This window comes from Methanocaldococcus bathoardescens, from assembly GCF_000739065.1.
GTDB classification, from domain to species: Archaea; AGJL01; Methanococci; order Methanococcales; family Methanocaldococcaceae; genus Methanocaldococcus; species Methanocaldococcus bathoardescens.
The window spans coordinates 645,144-663,749 of the sequence record NZ_CP009149.1 but is presented as its reverse complement, the minus strand read 5'-3'; the positions used below and the strand labels follow the sequence as shown (position 1 = coordinate 663,749).

Here is an 18,606-nt window from a genome sequence, read left to right as displayed (position 1 = left end):
TTTAACGCTCTTCTTCTATTTTATCTTTATAGTATAATGCAATAGCTCTTTTTGAAAACACAGCCATGAAAAATCCAACAAATCCAGAAACTGTTGCTGAAATTAGCTGAATAATGAATGAAGTTGATGATATTGTATTAGCATAATATGAATGTGTATGAGGAGAGAATAACATATCCATGAATATAAATGGAGCTGAGATAATACTTTCAATTATTAATACTATAATTCCAACAACAATGACCAATACTATATATTTTAATGACATCATTTTAATTATTTTTTTAAATTCAAAAAACCCTAAAAATCCATTAATTGAAAAATTAACTTCTGCAAGTGGAAGATAAAATAATAATAATATTAATAATATAATAAATATTACAAATGATATCATTAAAGAAACCATCCCTATGATTTCATCTTGTGTGATTAGCAATACCCCAATACCAAACAATATAATTGGAATTATTAAAAATATAAATGCCAAAATTAAAACCCCGACAAAGTATAAAAACCCTCTCATAAGCAAATCAATGAAATTATCCCATTCAGGTAAATTATCAAAACCTTCAACTGTAGTTTTCATAATCCTTACATAATAACCATCTATTACAAATCCAATTACTAAACTTATTAAAAATCCAACAGCTATTGCTATTAACATTCCTGTTAATATTTTAAAAATATTATTTGGATTTGAATTAGTTCCTATAGTAAGCATGATTATTGACAGTAAAACACTAAAAACTCCAGAGATTGCCAATAATAAACCTCCAATTATTCCTTTTTTAATATCTGAGAATGCATATTTAAAAGACTCAGTAAGATAATCTTCAAATTTTCTCATGCCCATCCTCCCCCTTAGATTTAATTTTGATATTTTGAGTTGTGCTTTTTTTAAATATATAATTTTTCAATAAAACTTATTTTAAATATTCAAATAAATGAATTAAAATAGCAAATAAAAAATATGTGTGGGGGAGGGGTGTTAAACTGTAAATTTTGTTAATACTACCGGAGCCGGCTCCCACGGCGCGGGTTATCAGCGGTGAGGTGGGGGGCTCACCACTGTCCCACCCGCGCCAAGTTGTTATAATATACTTTACCTATATAAACTTTTCGATACAAAAAACTTTAATTAAATTAAACTATTCTTAAATCAAATAATACTATTAGATTGCTTAATAGCTTCCATTAGCCAGTTTAAGAATATATATTTTTATAGGTAACTTCCTAATTAATTGATTGTGATTTCTATTCTTGGAGGTGAATCTATGTCCCCAAGAATTGGGGTATTTGTCTGTTACTGTGGAGCAAACATCAACGGTGTTGTTGATTGTGAAGCAGTGAGAGATTTTGCTGAAAAATTAGATGGCGTAGTTGTAGCTAAGACCTATCCTTTTATGTGTGCTGACCCAGGGCAAAACTTGATTAAAGAGGCAATAAAAGAATACAACCTCGATAGAATTGTTGTTGCTGCATGTACACCAAAAATCCACGAACCTACTTTTAGAAATTGTATAAAAGAAGCAGGGTTATCTCCATATTACTTGGAGTTTATTAACATTAGAGAGCACTGTTCGTTCGTTCACATGAATGAAAGAGAAAAGGCAACTAAAAAAGCAATGGAGTTAGTTGCTGGAGGAGTTGAAAGAGCTAAGAGATTAGAAGATGTCCCACAAAAAATTGTAGATGTTGATAAATCCTGTTTAATCATTGGAGGAGGTATTGCTGGAATTCAGGCAGCTCTTGACTTAGGAGACCAAGGTTATAAGGTATATTTAGTTGATAAGGAGCCATCAATTGGAGGAAGGATGGCTCAGCTTGCTAAGACATTCCCAACTGATGACTGTGCGCTGTGAATTTTGGCCCCAAAGATGGTTAGCGTTGCAAACCACCCCAATGTTGAGCTCATAACCTACGCCGAAGTTAAAAATGTTGAAGGATACATTGGAAACTTTGAAGTTACAATAGAGAAAAAACCAAGATATGTTGACGAAAACGTCTGTACAGGATGTGGGGCTTGTGCCGCAGTATGTCCAATTGAAGTGCCAAACGAGTTTGATTTAGGTTTAGGTACAAGAAAAGCTATCTATGTCCCATTCGCACAGGCAGTTCCATTAGTCTATACAATCGATATGGACCACTGTATAAGATGTGGATTATGTGAAAAAGCTTGTGGTCCTGGAGCTATAAGATACGACCAAAAACCTGAAGAAATTAAGTTAAAGGTTGGAACAATTATCTGTGCAGTTGGTTATGATGAATTTGATGCTACATTGAAAGAAGAATATGGATATGGAGTTTATGACAACGTCATAACCACATTAGAATTAGAAAGAATGATTAACCCAGCAGGGCCAACAGGAGGGCATGAGATAAGGCCAAGTGATGGAAAGCATCCACACAGAGTTGTATTTATCCAGTGTGTTGGTTCAAGAGATGCCAAAGTTGGAAAGCACTACTGTTCAAGAATCTGTTGTATGTTCGCATTGAAAAATGCTCAGTTAATTAAGCAGCACGACCCAAGCACTGAAGTTTATATCTGCTACATGGATATCAGAGCATTTGGTAAAGGATATGAAGAGTATTACAGAAGAGCTCAAGAGCAGTTTGGAGTTAAGTTCATTAGAGGAAGACCGGCTTGCATAATGGAAGACCCAGAGACAAAGAACTTAATTGTTAGAGTAGAAGATACATTACTTGGAGAGATAGTAGAAATTGAAGCAGATTTAGTTGTATTGTCAGCTGGTTTATCACCAAGACCAGATAATCCAAAATTAGCTAAGATGCTTGGTTTAGAATTAAGCCCAGACGGATTCTTCAAAGAGTTGCATCCAAAGTTAGCTCCAGTTAACACAAAAGTTGACGGTATAGCAATTGCTGGAGTAGCTCAAGGACCTAAAGATATTCCAGATACAGTAGCTCAAGCTAAAGGGGCTGCAAGTGCTGTTTCAATACCAATGGCACAGGGACAATTCAAGATTGAGATGATTAGAGCTGTTGTTGATGAAGATGTCTGTGGAGGATGTCAAGTTTGTGCTAAGATGTGTCCATACAACGCTATAACATATGTAGAGAAAGATGGACATTTAGTTGCTCAAGTCAATGACGTTGCATGTAAAGGATGTGGTTCATGTGCTGGAGCATGTCCAAGTGGAGCAATGCAGTTGAGATACTACAGAGATGAGCAAATAATCTCATTCATTGATGGAGTATTAGAGGCTCACCAAAAGTTAGAAAGCTAAAAACTTAAGGCACAAGCCCTACATCCAACTTATCAGAAATTATCTTATTCTAAATTTAAATCAAAATATCTAAAATATGGCGTAGGTTATGAGCTCAACATTGGGGGTAGAAAAAGCCAGATGAGGCACCACCCGAAGGCACCTGCCAGGGTGGTGCTGATGGGGGGCAGGCGCCCTTAGCCAATTATAAATTTAATTCTCACGCTGTCATCAATTTAAACTAAATTAATAATTTGAGGGGTTAGTTATGGAACCAGTAATAATTGCTTTCTGCTGTTATCAATGAGGTTATGGGGCTGCTGACTTGGCAGGGACAAGTAGAATGCAATACCCTACAACCGTAAGAATCGTCAGGCTCCCTTGTACTGGTAAATTTGATATAACTTATGCTTTAAGAGCTTTCCAAAAGGGAGCCGACGCGGTTATGGTTGTAGGGTGAAAGAAAGGAGAGTGTGCTTACGAAACAGGTAACTTAAAGGCTGAGGAGAGGGTTAGGTTCGTTAAAGAATTATTGGATGAATTAGGAATCGGCGGAGACAGAATTGAAATGTACTTCATGACAGCTGCTGAAGCTGATAAGTTTGTCTCCGCCGTTAATGAAATGACCGAAAAACTCCAAAAACTCGGACCTAACCCTCTCAAAGCTCAGTAAAGCCGGAGATTAAAGGGATGAGTTCTCTCGGGAACCGGGTTTCCGGACCGAGAGAACAACCGCCCCCATGTGAGGGGTTCTCCGGCAATTTGTAAAATTAATTTAAACTTTTTAGGGTGATTACCTTGGCAGTTAAGGTGGGGATGATTCAGTTATGCGGATGTTCGGGATGCCACATCTCTTTATTAGATTTACACGATAAGCTATTGGAAGTTCTGCCGAATTTAGAGATTGTCTATGCTCCAATAGTTGCAGACCCTAAGGAGATTCCAGAAGGAATAGATGTGTTTTTAGTTGAGGGAGGAATAAGAAATGAACACGATGAGCATTTAATCCATGAGATAAGAGAGAAATCAAAGATTGTTATTGCATGGGGAACTTGTGCTGCTTATGGAGGTATTCCAGGTTTAGCTAACTTATATACAAAAGAAGAACTGTTAAATACAGTATATACAACTGATTCAACTGATAATAAAGGAGAAATTCCTTCTGAAGAAATTCCTGCTTTAGAAGAATATGTTAAGCCAATAAGCGATTTTGTAAAAGTTGATTACATCATCCCAGGATGTCCTCCAACACCAAAAATGATTGCTGATGCAATTGTTGCATTGTTAAATGGAGAAGAGCCAAAGTTACCAACAAAAATTGTATGTGATGAGTGTCCAAGAAAGAAAGATAATGTATTCCCAGAGAAGTTTAAGAGAACCTTTGAAGGAAAGCCTGATGAAGAAAGATGTTTATTTGAGCAAGGTTACACATGCTTAGGATTTGCTACAAGAGCCGGATGTGGAGCAAAGTGTCCAAATGCTGGAGTTCCATGTAGAGGATGTTATGGTAAGACAGATAAGTCATTAGACTTAGGAGCTAATGCAGCTAACGTATTAGCTAACGCTGGAGAGGCAGCTTTAGCAATTCCAGACAAAGTAGCTTTATTAAACAGATTCACATTGCCAGATGCGTTAATTAACAGAAAAGTAAAATAAACTAAGCATAAATAATAAAATAAGGGTGAATTTATGGGGAAGATAGTAATTGAGCCCCTATCAAGATTGGAAGGGCATGGTAAGGTAACCATTACCTTAGATGAAAATGGAAAGCCAAAGGATGTTAAGTTGCATATAACAGCATTAAGGGGATTTGAGCAGTTTGTTGTTGGAAGACCAGCTGAGGAAGTTCCAAGAATTGTTCCAAGAATCTGTGGTATCTGCCAAACTGCTCACCACTTAGCGAGTGTTAAAGCAGTTGATGCTGCTTGGGGTGTAGAGATTCCAGAGCCAGCTAAGAAATTGAGAGAATTAATGCATATAGGAAATATGATTCACAGTCATGCATTACATTTCTACTTCTTAGCAGCTCCTGACTTTGTCCTTGGAGTTGATGCAGATCCAGCAATAAGAAATGTTGTTGGAGTTGTAGATAAAGCTCCTGAAGTTGTTAAGCAGGCAATTGCATTAAGAAAGTTTGGACAGAAGATTGTTGAAGCAATTGGAGGAAAGGCAATTCACCCAGTTACTGGAATTCCAGGGGGGCAAGCAAAGAGATTAACTGAAGAAGAGAGAGATGAGTTATTGAAAGAAGTAGACCAAATGATAGAATACGCTAAAAATGGAGTTGAATTAATAAAACAAATAAATGAACAATATATGGAACAAATAAAGACATTAGGGGTTATTGACACATGGTATTTAGGTTTAGTTAAAGATGGAAAGCACAACTTCTACGATGGAACTTTAAGGTTCCTCTCACCAGATGGAAAAGAGAAGGTTGAATTTAAACCAGCTGAATATTTAGATTACATAGGAGAGCATGTAGTCTCTCACAGCTATGTTAAATATCCATACTACAAAAAAGCTGGATATCCAGATGGTATTTACAGAGTAGGGCCTTTACCAATGTTAAACGTCTGTGATTCAATGGAAACACCATTAGCAGAAGAATATAGAAAAGAATTCTTTGACATCTTTGGATTCCCAGCAAATCAGTCATTAGCTTACCACCACGCAAGATTGATAGAGATAGTTGAGGCTTGTGAGAAAGCAAAGATATTATTGGAAGATAATGATATTACATCAGATGATATTAAAGCTGAAGTTGAGCCAAAAGCTGGAAACGGTGTTGGAGTAGTTTACGCTCCAAGAGGGGTTTTAATCCACAACTACGAAACTGATGAGAATGGAATTGTTGTTAAAGCAAATATGATTGTTGCTACAACCCACAATGTCCCAACAATGGAAAAAGCTATTCAACAGGCAGCTCAAGAAATCTTCAAATAAATATTTTTAGATGCAAATAATAATTTAGTTATCTTCTTTACTTCCTTATCACGATTATCTAATCATTTTGTGTCACGGTGGTGATGAGTATGGCTGAAAAAAGCACAGTTAAAGTTGATGAGGCAAAGTTAAACTTAATTGAGATGGTATTGAGGGCTTACGACCCTTGATACTCATGTGCTGCTCATATAATAGTTAAAGATGAGAAAGGAAACAAAATTATAGAGATTATTAAAGAATAAGCTCACAACCGAACCCACTTTGGGAGGTTGTGAGCCATTTCCCCTTACGCAAGGGGAATTCGCTAAAATCCTTTTATGGATTTTAGCGCACAATTTTTAGGAGGATGGGATTGATGAGCATAACAATCCAGAAAGACGCTTGTTTAGTGTGCTATGCTTGCCAGGCAGAGTGTCCAACTAAAGCGATAGATATAGATAGTTTTAACGTCTGTACCTTATGCATGCAGTGTGTTAATGTTTGTCCAACTGGAGCGTTAGTAGAAGAGGATATCGAAATCAATGGAAAAACTGTGAAGAGAGTTAATTACTTAGCTCACAAGTGTAAGAAGTGTGGGGCCTGTGCAAACGTTTGTCCTGTAGGTATAAAGAAAGTTGATGATAACTTCCCATATTCAAAAGGACATTGCGTTTTATGTCAAAAATGTATAGAAGTTTGTCCAATCGAAATAATTTCCCTACCAGGAATTATAGACAAACCAATAAAAGAAGTTAAAGCTCCAAAAGAACCGATAGCAGTTACAGATGCGTGTGTTGGTTGTGGAATTTGTGTTCCAGAGTGTCCTGTAGAGGCTATAACCTTAGAAAACAACAAGGCAGTTATCGATAAGAGTAAGTGTATTTACTGCAGTATTTGTGCTCAAACATGTCCGTGGAATGCTATCTTTGTAGCTGGTAAGATTCCTAAGAAGAGAAGAAAAGAAGTTAGAAAGTTTGAAGTTGATGCAGAGAAGTGTGTCTACTGTCTAAAATGTGTCGAAATCTGTCCAGGAGATATGATTAAGGTTGATGAGGCAAATATGATTGTTGTCCCACCAAAATCATGTCCTGCTTGTAAGCTCTGTGTAAATATCTGTCCAGTCGATGCTTTAGAATTGGATGTTAAGTTAAGCTCCCCTCATCCAATAACCGATGAGGGCTTGGTTATTGTAGAAGAGGATTTCGATGTGTTGAAAAAATGTGCCTCTGTCTGTCCAACTGAGGCTATTGTAGTAGATGATAAAAAGAAAGAAGTTAGAATGTGTATTGTCTGTGGAGCTTGTACTGTAGCTTGCCCAACTGGTGCTTTGAAGTTGGGCAAGATAGAGCATAATGGTAAGGAATACAATAGGATTGAATTCAGCCCTTACTTGTGCGATAAATGTGGAAAGTGTGTTGAGGTCTGTCCAATGAAGACTTTAAGATTATCAAGAGGAAAGTTGCCATTGAAAGGTTACTGTGTGATGTGCTTGCTCTGTCTATCCTGTGCAGAAGCAGAGAAAAAGAAAGTTTTAGAATTAAGATAACTCAACAAGGGGTGAATCCCTTATGGTAAAGGTTATTAAAAATGTTGTTTGTCCATTCTGTGGGACATTATGTGATGACTTAGAGATTTTAGTTGAAGACAACCACATAGTTGGAACAAGACACGCATGTAGAATTGGAAATGCTAAGTTTATGCACTTTGAAGGTGCTGTGAGATACACAGAACCATTAATGAGAGAGAACAAAAAAGATGACTTCAAAAAAGTTGATTATGAAACTGCAATTGAAGAAACTGCAAGATTATTAACTGAGTCTGCTCTACCATTAATCTACGGATGGAGTGCTACTGAATGTCATGCACACATGTATGGAGTTGAGTTAGCTGAATTGGTTGGAGCAGTTGTTGACAACACCGCAAGTGTTTGACACGGACCTTCACTCTTGGCTGTGCAGGATGTAGGATACCCTGTCTGTACCTTAGGAGAAGTTAAAAACAGAGCTGATGTAATTATCTTCTGGGGTTCGAACCCAATGCACGCCCACCCAAGACACATGAGTAGATATTCAGTATTTGCAAGAGGATTCTTTAGAGAAAGAGGAAGAGAAGATAGAACTTTAATCGTTGTAGACCCAAGAGAGACAGATACTGCAAAGTTAGCAGATATTCACTTGCAAGTTGAACAGCATAAGGATTATGAGTTAGTTAGTGCAATGAGAGCAGTATTGAAAGGATTTGAACTGCAAGTAGATAGAGTTGCGGGAGTTCCAGCAGATTTAATCTATGAAGCAATGGAAATTTGTAAGAATGCACAGTTTGGAGAGTTGTTCTTCGCTATGGGAGTAACAATGACAAAAGGAAAACACAGAAACATTGACAACGCTATCCAATTAATCATTGACTTAAACGCTTACACAAAATTCGGACTAATGCCAATGAGAGGACACTACAACGTAAATGGATTCAACCAGGTCTTAACTTGGGTTACAGGTTATCCATTTGGAGTTGATTTCTCAAGAGGTTATCCAAGATACAACCCAGGAGAAACAACAGCTAATGACTTGTTGCAGAGAGGAGAAACTGACATGATGTTAAACATCGCTTCAGACCCAGGGGCTCACTTCCCACAAAAAGCTGTACAACACATGGCAAAGATACCATTAGTTTGCATTGACCCACACGAAACACCAACAACTCAATTGGCAAACATTATCATCCCACCAGCAATTGCTGGGGTTGAGGTTGAAGGAACTGCTTATAGAATGGATGGAGTTCCAATTCAGTTGAAGAAAGTCATTGACCCACCAGAGGGTGTCTTGCCAGATAGAGAGATATTGAAGATGCTCATTAAGAAGGTTAAAGAGATGCTCTAAAAATTCTAATAAGAAAAATATAAATATTGGATTTATACTTAATGAAATATCGGGGTGGGCGTGCAACGCTAACCATCTTTGGGGGTATCCTACATCCTGCGTTACACGTCGTATGTTGGAGGGGAACCCGTAAGGGACCCTCCAACATTTTATTATTTTGGACGGTTGAATTAGTTTATTTGAATTTATGAGATGATAAAATGCATCTTCATGAATTTCTTAAAAATAAGTGTAATCCATTATGTAAATATTCACACTATTTTATAAATGAAAATGAAGCCAATCTTAAGTTTTATGTTATTCTTAGTTTATGGAAAAATGGCATTGATGCTCGTCCAGAAGTAGCTATAGAAAAAGGTAGAGTGGATATAGCATTTTTAGCAAATGATGAAATTGTGTTGATAGAAACAAAATCAAAGATTTTTGACACTTTTGAACAGATGTTTAATTATCTTCTTTGTGGAGATTACATTTTTGAAATTGCTCCTTATAATGATAAAAATTTAGAATCAACAAAATATCTGACTTGGACATTAAATAATCTAAAAAATTCATTTTATCAAGTGTTTTATCGTCATCTCTCTCATATATTAGAAAACAATCTATTAGAAAAATTTTCTGAAATTGCATCATTTAACATTGGAAGATATTTAATTAATCAAAAGAATGGAGATATATTTGAAATAAGACCTGCAATAAAAAATTCAATTCCAAATATTTTAAAGTGCGATACTACACATCTTAAAAGAAAGTTAAAAAGCCATATATCAGATAAAAATAATAAAACAGACAATAGAATAATACACGATTATACAATGGGAGTTGTTGGAGAGTATTTCTTAAAATTAGGATATAATGTTGCTTTTGAACAGAAACTTAAAAGCTTAAAGGAAGAATATATCGATTTTAATTGGACACATCCATTTGCAAATCCAGATAAAATTCATTTTGGTAAGAAAATTGAAAAAATACCAAGAATTGATATATTGGTATGGAAAGGAAACGAAAGAATTGGAATAGAAGTAAAAACAAATAAATCCATATCAAAAGCTTATGAACAAATTTCCATATATAAAAAAGCAATGGAAATAAATAAATTATATCTTGCAATTCCTGATTTTCCAATATCATCAAAAAATACAATATTAAAAGCCAAAAAGCTTTGTGAAATGGCTGATATAGAGCTTTTATTAGTGGATTTAGAACAACATAAAGTTAATTTTGGGAAGCAGATGAAACAAACAAATTTATTTGATTTTATGTAATGTAATTTCTATTTTTCTCTTTTTGCTAAAATCTTATTAATTCCATCTATAACTGCCTCAACTGAAGCTCTAACTATATCTTCACTTGCTGCTTTTGTTGTTATTTCCCTCCCATATCCTTCTAATGTTACAATAACCTCTGCTAATGCATCAGTCCCTCCAGTTATGGCGTTTATATGATACTCTTTAAGTTTAATTTTCTCTCCAATTGCTCTTTGTATTGCTTTAACTGCCGCATCTACAGGTCCAACACCAATAGCAGAGCTTTTTTTAATCTCTTCTTCAATCTTTAAAGCAACTGAAGCGGTTGGAATAACTTTATTACCTGTCATAACCGCTATCTGCTCTAACTCAACAACTCTATCTTTTTTAGCTAATTTGCCAACAACATCTTCAACTATTGCTTCAACATCCCTATCAGTAACTCTCTTCCCTTTATCTCCAAGGGCTTTAATTCTCTTGACTATCTCCTCAAACTGCTCTTTATTTATATCTTTACCAACCTCAATTCCCAACTCTTTTAACTTTGCTTCAATTGCATGAGTTCCAGTGTGCTTACCTAATATTATTTTTCTTTTCTGCCCTACTAATTCTGGTGGAATTGGCTCATAGGTTAATGCATGAGCTAAAACACCATGGGCATGTATTCCACTTTCATGAGCGAAGGCATTTTCTCCAACAACAGCTTTATTTGGTTGAACCTTAATTTCAGTGTATTTTGATACAAGCTGTGAAATTTCATACAACTTCTCTGTTTTAATTTCTGTTTTAACTCCATAGATTGAAACTAAGCTCATAACCACTTCTTCTAATGCCGCATTTCCTCCTCTCTCCCCCAAACCATTTATTGTACAATGCACTTGCTCAGCCCCTGCTTCAACTGCAGCTAATGAATTAGCAACTGCCAATCCAAAATCATTGTGGCAATGGACTGATATAGGGACTTTTATTTCTTTTTTTAACTCATTTATTAAGTAATACATAGCCCTTGGAATCATAACACCAACTGTATCTGGGACATTAATTATATCTGCCCCAGCTTCAACAGCTTTTTTATAAACTTCTATTAAATAATCAAGCTCTGTTCTTGTGGCATCTTCTGCCGAAAACTCTACCCTAATTCCATGTTCTTTTATATATTCAATTGCCTCAACCGCTATATCAATAATCTCTTCCTTAGATTTCTTTAATTTGTATTTTCTATGTAGTGGGGATGTTGCTATGAAAGTGTGAATTCTATCTACGCCACACTCAATAGCTACATCAATATCTTTTTTTACAGCTCTCGCCAATCCACAAATCTCAGCATTTAAATTTAATGAACAGATTTTTTTGATTGCCTCTTGCTCACCTAAGGAAGAAACAGGGAAACCAGCTTCAATAACATCAACACCTAAATCATCTAATTTTATGGCAATTTCTATCTTTTCTTCTGGTGTTAGAGAAACACCAGGTGTTTGCTCACCATCTCTAAGTGTTGTATCAAAAATATAAACTCTCTCTGGAATATTTAGATTTTCAAGTGCCTTTTTTATAATCTCATTTTCCTCTCTATAAATTATCATAATCCCACCAAAAACTTTAATTTGTTAATTACCTATTCGTTTGAGATGTTATAAAAATTTTTATAGAAAAATTTTTTCTATGAAATTATAAATCCTAAACGATATTAGCATCCCAGTTATTAATAGGGAAGCTAATGAGATGATTTTTATTTTTCCATAAGATTCTTTAAACACAGCTAAATACAATAAAAAATATGCTATTAAAGTGAAGAACATGCTCATATCTATTAAGGTTTTTGCATCAAAAATTAACAAAATTATAACCAGCAAAGTATTTAAAATAACCCCATAATAGGGGATTTCTTTTCTTAATTTTACAAATATTTTTGGAAATATTCTATCTTCACCCATCCCATACGGCATGTAAGATAATGTAAATAAAACACTAAACGCACAGCTGGAAATTATTAATAACATCCCAGCTAATAAAAATATATTGTCCCCAATTAATATATTCAGTATATCATTTAAATTATTTGTTTTTACGTTTAAAGATATAATAGTTAGTGAAAACAACAAGTATAAAATTCCAATGATGAGAGTTCCTATCAACAATCCATAAGCTATGGCTTTTTGATTTTTAAATGCAGATAATGGCATGGTTATACCTTCCCATCCAGTAGCTGTCCATAATCCAAAGTAAATTGTTAAGACAGCATTTTTTATATCAAAATTTCCAATATTTTCAATTTTAATTCCATTTGAAAACACAATATATAAAATGATTGTTATAGTTAGTATTCCAAAAATTCTAACAAAATTGCCAACAATCTTAAGCCCCCCTAAAATTAAAAAGCATAAAACAACAATCAAATATAATCCAACATGAGGAACATTAAATTTTGTATTGAAGATAATTCCAAAAAATGACACAACCCCAGACAATGCAAAAATCCCTGAGAGCCACAATGTGTAGGCAGAGAAAACACCAACTTCCCTCTTTAAAACCTTCATTATAAACTTATAAACCCCACCACTTTCACTTATCTTTGTTGATGCATAAGCAAATGGAAATGCCATAATTAAAGATACAAATATTAAAAAAACCCAGCCCCATATCATTGATTTTCCAAATAATAAATAAGTTAATGGGGAAAGAACAAAAATTCCTCCACCAACAATAGAAGTTATTGTTAAAAATACAGCATCTTTAAGAGTTAAATGCCCCATAATTAACACCAACTAATCATTCACTAATTAAATTAATAACAACTTAAAGCAAAAATATTTAATATATCTTTTATAACTATTTTTATCTAAAATTTGATTGAGGGATATGATGAGGATGTTATTAATCCACTCTGATTATTTAGAGTTTGAAGCAAAGCAAAAAACAAAAATTGCAGAAGAAACAGAGAATTTAAAAGGTAAGTTGGATGAATGTTTAGCTTGTTTTATTGCTGTTGAGAGAGAGGATGAAAATAATCCAGAAGGTGTTGTAAGAGGGGCAGTTGAAGAGATTGAGAAAGTTGCTAATCAGTTAAAGGTTAATAACATTGTTGTTTATCCTTATGCTCATTTATCAAGCGATTTATCTTCACCTGAAACAGCTATAAAGGTTTTAAAAGACATTGAAAATATTTTAAGAGAAAAAGGTTATAATGTCTTAAGAGCGCCATTTGGATGGTATAAAGCATTTAAAATCAGCTGTAAAGGACATCCTTTAAGTGAATTGTCAAGAAAGATTGTAGCTAAGGAAGAAAAGAAAGAAAAAGGGGAAGAGTCTAAGTTTTATTTATTAAACCCAGAAACAGAAGAAGCTGTTGAGCTAAGTGAAGAAAACATTAACATAATCAAAGATGAAGAGCTTTTAGCTTTAGCTAAACATGAGTTAGGAATTAGAGAACATAAAGAGCATGATGAACCACCACATGTAAGGTTTATTAAAGAAAAGGATATCTGTAGCTATGAAGAGGCATCAGACCCTGGACACTTTAGATGGTATCCAAAAGGTAAGTTGATTAGAGATTTATTGGCAGATTATGTTTATAACATGGTAGTTAAAATGGGAGCAATGCCAGTAGAAACACCAATTATGTATGATTTAGGAAATCCTGCTATTAGAGAGCATGCTGATAAATTTGGTGAGAGGCAGTATAGATTTAGACAAGGAAATAGAGAGTTAATGTTGAGATTTGCAGCATGCTTTGGGCAGTTTATGATGAAAAAGGATATGTATCTATTGCCAAGATACCTGCCTTTAAAGCTTTATGAGTTATCAACATACAGCTTTAGATATGAGCAAAGAGGAGAGTTGGTTGGATTAAAGAGATTAAGATGCTTTACAATGCCAGATATGCACACTGTCTGCTTAAACTTAGAGCAGGCAATGGAAGAGTTTGAAAAACAATTTTGGGAGTGTTTAACAACAGGAGATGATTTAAATCTAAGCTATTCAGTAATCTTCAGATTTACAAAAGATTTCTTTGAAGAGCATAGAGATTGGTTCTTTAAAATAGCAAAGGAATACAAAATTAAATATGGAAAAGATGTTATCTTAGAAATTTTACCAAAAAGAAAACACTACTGGGTTGGTAAGGTAGATATTGCTGTCATAGACAGCTTAGGAAGGCCTATTGAAAACCCAACTGTGCAGATAGATGTTGAGAGTGCTAAAAGATTTAATATAAAAGTGCATACAAATGAAGGAGAGATTTATCCAATAATATTGCATTGCTCACCAACTGGTTCAATTGAGAGGGTTTTATGTGGTTTGTTAGAAAAAGCTGCTATAGAAGCAGAAAATGGAAAAGCTCCGATGCTACCTGTTTGGTTATCACCAATACAAGTTAGAGTTATCCCAGTGGCAGAGAGGCATTATGATTATGCTTTAAAAGTTGCTGAGAAGTTGAGAGAAAACAACATTAGGGCAGATTTTGATGATAGGGAAGATAGTGTTAGTAAAAAGATTAGAAATGCAGGAAGAGAATGGATTCCTTATGTTGTAGTTATTGGGGATGAAGAAATGGAATCAGATAAATTAACAGTTACTATTAGAGAAAAATCAACCTTAAAGAAACCATATAAAGAGAAGATGACATTAGATGAGTTGATTGAGAGAATCAAAAAAGAAACTGCTGAATATCCATATAGACCATTACCATTACCGATAAGATGTTCATTACAGCCAAAATTCCATTAAAAATTTTTTATAACTATACTAATATCTTTTTATGCACTTATGCATGAAAAACTATATAAATAGCAATCAATATTTTTAAATAATTATTTGCTGCTATTTTTTATATACATCATAATGATATAGTTTAATAAATTTAAAGTCATTAAGCTTTTTTACAATTATTTTGGGGGAGAATATGATAGTAAAATGTCCAATTTGTGATGGAACAGGAAAAAAAGTAGTTAAATATAAAACATGTCCTGTGTGTGAGGGAACTGGATTTATAGATGAATTTTCACCAAAGCAACACATGAAAAGAGTTTCTAAGAGAGCAAATTATGACTTGGATTATGGTGAGATAGAGTGTCCAAAGTGTAAAGGTTCTGGGAAAGTTCCAATTTATGCAAAATGTGATTTTTGTGGTGGAAGTGGGAAGGTAGTTAAATGTGATAGATGTGGAGCTATAATTGGAAAATATCCTGACTTTAAAGATAGGACATTATGTGATAAATGTTTAAAAGAAGAGGAAGAGAGAAAGAAAGGGCTTAGAAATGTATATGTGTTTGATGAACTTGCCACATTTTACGATGTTGAGCCAGGTAAATTTTACAAAGGGGTTGTTACAAGAATTGAAAAGTATGGGGCTTTCATTAACTTAAATGAGCAAGTTAGAGGGCTTTTAAGACCAAGAGATATGATAAGCTTAAGATTAGAAAATTTAAATATTGGTGATGAAATTATAGTTCAAGCAATAGATGTAAGACCCGAAAAGAGAGAGATTGACTTCAAATATATTCCATTAACAACCTATGATTTAGTTAAATATGAAAAAGAAGTTCCATTATCTCAGATAAAGGACATATCCCAAAATTTAGTTGAGATGAGAGACCAGGTTGTGCATATAAGAGGAGAGGTTGTTCAGATTGTTCAGACACCAGGGCCTACAGTATTTACAATAACAGACGGAACTGACTTTGCTTGGGTAGCTGCTTTAGAAATAGCTGGTTTGAGAGCTCATCCGGATGTTAAAGTTGGAGATATAGTTGATGTTATTGGGAGAGTTACAATAAGGGATGGAAGATTACAGATTGAGAGAATAAAACTCAATAAGTTAGAAGGAGAAGAAGCAGAAGAAATTAAGAAAAAAATAGAGGAGGAAATTGATAGAAGGGCTGAACCTGCTAAAGATATACCATTCTTAGTTAAAAGTGAAGTTTTAGAAAGATTGAGACCAAAAATGGCTGATGTAGCTAAGAGGATTAGAAAGGCAGTTTTAGATGGAAGACCAATAATTATTAGACATCATGCAGATACAGATGGTTATTGTGGAGGAATTGCATTAGAAAAGGCGATATTGCCAATAATTGATAAATTTGCTATAGATGTTGATGCAATATGGCACTTCTTTAAGAGAAGACCATCAAAAGCCCCATTCTATGAATTAGAGGATGTAACCAAAGATTTAGTATTCTCTATAGAAGATGCCTTGAAGTTTGGGCAGAAATTGCCTTTGATTGTATTGATTGATAATGGAAGTACTGATGAAGACATCCCAGCTATATCTAAGGCAAAGGCTTATGGTATAGAGGTTATTGTAATAGATCACCACTTCCCTGGAGAGGTTGTTGATGGAAAAGTTGAGGTTGATGACTACGTAGATGCCCATGTAAATCCTTATTTAGTTGGAGGAGATAGCAACTTAACTGCTGGTGTTTTAGGAACTGAAATAGCGAGAATGATAAACCCAGATGTTGAAGATGAAATTAAACATATACCAGGAATAGCTGTTGTTGGAGACCATGCTAAAGGAGAAGAGGCGGAGCAGTATATAAAAATAGCTCTTGATAGATTAAATGAATTGAGCAAAAAATACGGTAAAGGAAGAACTTATGATAGAGAGTATTTAGAGAAAATAGCCCTATGTATGGATTTTGAGGCATTCTACTTGAGATTTATGGATGGTAAGGGAATTGTTGATGATATATTAGCAACAAACATAAAAGAGTTTGGAAGACATGAAGAGCTTATAGATATATTGTATGAGCAGGCAATGAAGATGGTTGAAAGGCAGATGAAAGCAGTTATTCCAGCTTTAAAAACAGAGTTCTTAGAGAATGGAATTATATTAAATACCTTAGATGTTGAAAAATATGCTCACAAATTCACTTTCCCAGCTCCAGGAAAAACCACTGGATTTGCTCATGATTATATAGTCCAAAAATATGGTGAGGATAAGCCAATTATAACTCTCTCTTATGGTCCTGACTTTGGAGTTGTTAGAGCTACAGATGCGGTTCATGAGAAATATAACTTTAACTTAAACCTAATAGTTGAGCAGTTAATGGAAGAGATTCCAGAGGCATCTTTGGATGGAGGAGGTCATGAGTGTGCAGGTAGCTTAAAATTTGTTGAAGGGCTGAGAGATAAAGTAATTGGTAGATTTATTGAAATCATCAAAAATATGAAGCCAAAAGAGTGATTAGGTGAAAAATTAACAAAAAATAATAAAAAATAATTTTTTAGATTTTTTTGCTCATTTCGTATAAGAAGATAGCTAAATTACCTAAAGCTCCAATCTCATTTTCAACTATATATCTTCCTAAACCTTTCTCTAACTCTAATTTTGTAAAGCCAGTTGAAGCTCCACAGAAGACAATTAAATCATTTTCTCCAACTTCATTAAAATCTAACTTCTCATCACAGATACTTTTATTTCCAATTAAAAATACCTTTTCAGGTCTTAAAACCTCTATGGCATCATCTAACTCTTCAAAGAATAAAACATTCTTTCCTAATTTGTATGCCATTTTATGCAGTGTTGGGATTCCACTCTGAGCAGCTGATGCTGTTGCCTTTGTTACAACTATGGTATTGACATCAAACCCATAAGCAATTCTTCCAAACTCTTCTACCTGCTTAGCACTGTATGTGTTGTGTAAGCAAATGAACATTTTTCTCACCTTTTTAATTTTTTGTAATTTTTTATTATAAGAATGATTTATTTAAAAAATTCTTCTAATAACTCTTTTGTATTATAAACCTTAACTTCATTTTGCTTCTTTAAATCGTTATCGTTGCTCCAAATTGGACAGTTTAGTTTTAAAGCTAAGGCAACATAGTGAGTGTCTTTCTCATCAATGTCTTTCATTATTTTATAAGCTTCTTTAATCTTATCTTCATAAAATTCAGTTGGTATGACTTTAATAAAATATAACAATGTCTCTACAGCTTCTTTATAAGTGAGAAGTTGATTATTTTTTCCTCTTTTTGAGATTATAAATCTTTCATATTTCTTTAACTCGTTAAAAATAAATTCTGGGCAATAAATATCAAAAATGTCTGAAGTAATTAATTCTCTTGTGATTGAAGTATCCTTTATTAAAGCAGAGAATAAAATATTTGCATCAACTACAAGCCCAATTTTTTCTTCTCCTCCTTCCATGCTTCCTCCCGTGCTTTTTCAAAATCTTCTAAATCTTTTTCTGTTAGATTTAACTCTTCAACTAACTTTTCTAATAGAATTTTCTTTAATAATCTTTCTTTTTTCTTTAATTGTTTGAGTGTTTTTTCAATATCTTCAATGGAAAGATTTTCAAGGTTTTTTATTTCAATTTCTCCCATAAAAAT

Annotated in this window: 16 protein-coding genes; 10 read left to right on the top strand and 6 right to left on the bottom strand. The window is 34.2% G+C overall.

Annotated features, from left to right (window positions below; translation table 11 throughout):
- Position 1: 1 nt before the first annotated feature.
- Complete coding sequence (locus JH146_RS03340; RefSeq protein ID WP_048202606.1) at positions 2 to 847, bottom strand: DUF4013 domain-containing protein; 846 nt, start codon at positions 845 to 847, stop codon at positions 2 to 4.
- 427 nt (positions 848 to 1,274) lie between these two features.
- Between JH146_RS03340 and JH146_RS03335 the strand changes: the two genes are divergently transcribed.
- From JH146_RS03335 to JH146_RS03300, 8 genes are all read left to right on the top strand, one after another.
- Positions 1,275 to 3,248, top strand: coding sequence for a CoB--CoM heterodisulfide reductase iron-sulfur subunit A family protein (locus JH146_RS03335; RefSeq protein WP_081874458.1), 1,974 nt, complete (start codon positions 1,275 to 1,277; stop codon positions 3,246 to 3,248).
- A gap of 247 nt (positions 3,249 to 3,495) precedes the next feature.
- On the top strand, positions 3,496 to 3,900 hold the full coding sequence (vhuD, locus tag JH146_RS03330) for a F420-non-reducing hydrogenase iron-sulfur subunit VhuD (protein WP_153232490.1): 405 nt from the start codon (positions 3,496 to 3,498) through the stop codon (positions 3,898 to 3,900).
- Between the two features lie 116 nt (positions 3,901 to 4,016).
- Positions 4,017 to 4,883 carry a F420-non-reducing hydrogenase subunit VhuG gene (gene vhuG / locus JH146_RS03325; RefSeq protein WP_394296457.1) on the top strand — a complete coding sequence of 289 codons (867 nt, stop codon included), beginning with the start codon at positions 4,017 to 4,019 and terminating at the stop codon, positions 4,881 to 4,883.
- Between the two features lie 33 nt (positions 4,884 to 4,916).
- Positions 4,917 to 6,173 carry a F420-non-reducing hydrogenase Vhu subunit A gene (vhuA, locus tag JH146_RS03320; RefSeq protein WP_048201680.1) on the top strand — a complete coding sequence of 419 codons (1,257 nt, stop codon included), beginning with the start codon at positions 4,917 to 4,919 and terminating at the stop codon, positions 6,171 to 6,173.
- 89 nt (positions 6,174 to 6,262) lie between these two features.
- Entirely contained in the window at positions 6,263 to 6,415 is a 153-nt protein-coding gene (gene vhuU / locus JH146_RS03315; protein ID WP_081874457.1) for a F420-non-reducing hydrogenase selenoprotein subunit VhuU, read from the top strand.
- Between the two features lie 113 nt (positions 6,416 to 6,528).
- Positions 6,529 to 7,698 carry a F420-non-reducing hydrogenase associated-polyferredoxin VhuB gene (gene vhuB, locus JH146_RS03310; protein WP_048201679.1) on the top strand — a complete coding sequence of 390 codons (1,170 nt, stop codon included), beginning with the start codon at positions 6,529 to 6,531 and terminating at the stop codon, positions 7,696 to 7,698.
- Positions 7,699 to 7,720: 22 nt separating this feature from the next.
- Positions 7,721 to 9,028, top strand: coding sequence for a formylmethanofuran dehydrogenase subunit B (locus tag JH146_RS03305; protein WP_081874456.1), 1,308 nt, complete (start codon positions 7,721 to 7,723; stop codon positions 9,026 to 9,028).
- 200 nt (positions 9,029 to 9,228) lie between these two features.
- On the top strand, positions 9,229 to 10,293 hold the full coding sequence (locus JH146_RS03300) for a PDDEXK family nuclease (RefSeq protein ID WP_048201678.1): 1,065 nt from the start codon (positions 9,229 to 9,231) through the stop codon (positions 10,291 to 10,293).
- 8 nt (positions 10,294 to 10,301) lie between these two features.
- Here JH146_RS03300 and JH146_RS03295 read toward each other — a convergent pair whose 3' ends face one another.
- Together JH146_RS03295 and JH146_RS03290 are read right to left on the bottom strand one after the other, a co-directional pair.
- Positions 10,302 to 11,858, bottom strand: coding sequence for a 2-isopropylmalate synthase (locus JH146_RS03295; protein WP_048201677.1), 1,557 nt, complete (start codon positions 11,856 to 11,858; stop codon positions 10,302 to 10,304).
- Positions 11,859 to 11,918: 60 nt separating this feature from the next.
- Positions 11,919 to 13,028 carry an APC family permease gene (locus tag JH146_RS03290; RefSeq protein ID WP_048201676.1) on the bottom strand — a complete coding sequence of 370 codons (1,110 nt, stop codon included), beginning with the start codon at positions 13,026 to 13,028 and terminating at the stop codon, positions 11,919 to 11,921.
- Positions 13,029 to 13,137: 109 nt separating this feature from the next.
- On the opposite strand from JH146_RS03290, the gene JH146_RS03285 reads away from it, so the two are divergent.
- A complete protein-coding gene (locus JH146_RS03285; RefSeq protein ID WP_048201675.1) occupies positions 13,138 to 15,000 on the top strand; it encodes a threonine--tRNA ligase in 1,863 nt (620 codons plus the stop codon).
- Between the two features lie 175 nt (positions 15,001 to 15,175).
- The gene (locus JH146_RS03280) at positions 15,176 to 17,458 is read left to right on the top strand and encodes a DHH family phosphoesterase (protein ID WP_048201674.1); all 2,283 of its coding nucleotides are present in this window, start codon (positions 15,176 to 15,178) and stop codon (positions 17,456 to 17,458) included.
- A gap of 40 nt (positions 17,459 to 17,498) precedes the next feature.
- Here JH146_RS03280 and JH146_RS03275 read toward each other — a convergent pair whose 3' ends face one another.
- Genes JH146_RS03275 through JH146_RS03265 form a run of 3 tightly spaced genes read right to left on the bottom strand, consistent with a single transcriptional unit; the run spans position 17,499 to position 18,600 of the window.
- Positions 17,499 to 17,930 (bottom strand): RecB-family nuclease, encoded by a 432-nt coding sequence (locus tag JH146_RS03275; RefSeq protein WP_048201673.1) that lies wholly within the window; start codon positions 17,928 to 17,930, stop codon positions 17,499 to 17,501.
- A gap of 47 nt (positions 17,931 to 17,977) precedes the next feature.
- Positions 17,978 to 18,421: a PIN domain-containing protein gene (locus JH146_RS03270; RefSeq protein WP_048201672.1), complete on the bottom strand. Its 444-nt coding sequence runs from the start codon at positions 18,419 to 18,421 to the stop codon at positions 17,978 to 17,980.
- Positions 18,388 to 18,600, bottom strand: coding sequence for a hypothetical protein (locus JH146_RS03265; RefSeq protein WP_048201671.1), 213 nt, complete (start codon positions 18,598 to 18,600; stop codon positions 18,388 to 18,390). The genes JH146_RS03270 and JH146_RS03265 overlap by 34 nt, the downstream gene beginning before the upstream one ends.
- Positions 18,601 to 18,606: the final 6 nt, after the last annotated feature.

Bases quoted from the DNA above. Each gene is read 5' to 3' on its own strand.
- vhuA (WP_048201680.1), top strand. From the start codon at position 4,917: ATGGGGAAGATAGTAATTGAGCCCCTATCAAGATTGGAAGGGCATGGT.
- JH146_RS03275 (WP_048201673.1), bottom strand. From the start codon at position 17,930: ATGTTCATTTGCTTACACAACACATACAGTGCTAAGCAGGTAGAAGAG.
- JH146_RS03280 (WP_048201674.1), top strand. From the start codon at position 15,176: ATGATAGTAAAATGTCCAATTTGTGATGGAACAGGAAAAAAAGTAGTT.
- JH146_RS03340 (WP_048202606.1), bottom strand. From the start codon at position 847: ATGAGAAAATTTGAAGATTATCTTACTGAGTCTTTTAAATATGCATTC.
- JH146_RS03270 (WP_048201672.1), bottom strand. From the start codon at position 18,421: ATGGAAGGAGGAGAAGAAAAAATTGGGCTTGTAGTTGATGCAAATATT.
- JH146_RS03265 (WP_048201671.1), bottom strand. From the start codon at position 18,600: ATGGGAGAAATTGAAATAAAAAACCTTGAAAATCTTTCCATTGAAGAT.
- JH146_RS03285 (WP_048201675.1), top strand. From the start codon at position 13,138: ATGAGGATGTTATTAATCCACTCTGATTATTTAGAGTTTGAAGCAAAG.
- JH146_RS03300 (WP_048201678.1), top strand. From the start codon at position 9,229: ATGCATCTTCATGAATTTCTTAAAAATAAGTGTAATCCATTATGTAAA.
- JH146_RS03290 (WP_048201676.1), bottom strand. From the start codon at position 13,028: ATGGGGCATTTAACTCTTAAAGATGCTGTATTTTTAACAATAACTTCT.
- JH146_RS03295 (WP_048201677.1), bottom strand. From the start codon at position 11,858: ATGATAATTTATAGAGAGGAAAATGAGATTATAAAAAAGGCACTTGAA.
- vhuB (WP_048201679.1), top strand. From the start codon at position 6,529: ATGAGCATAACAATCCAGAAAGACGCTTGTTTAGTGTGCTATGCTTGC.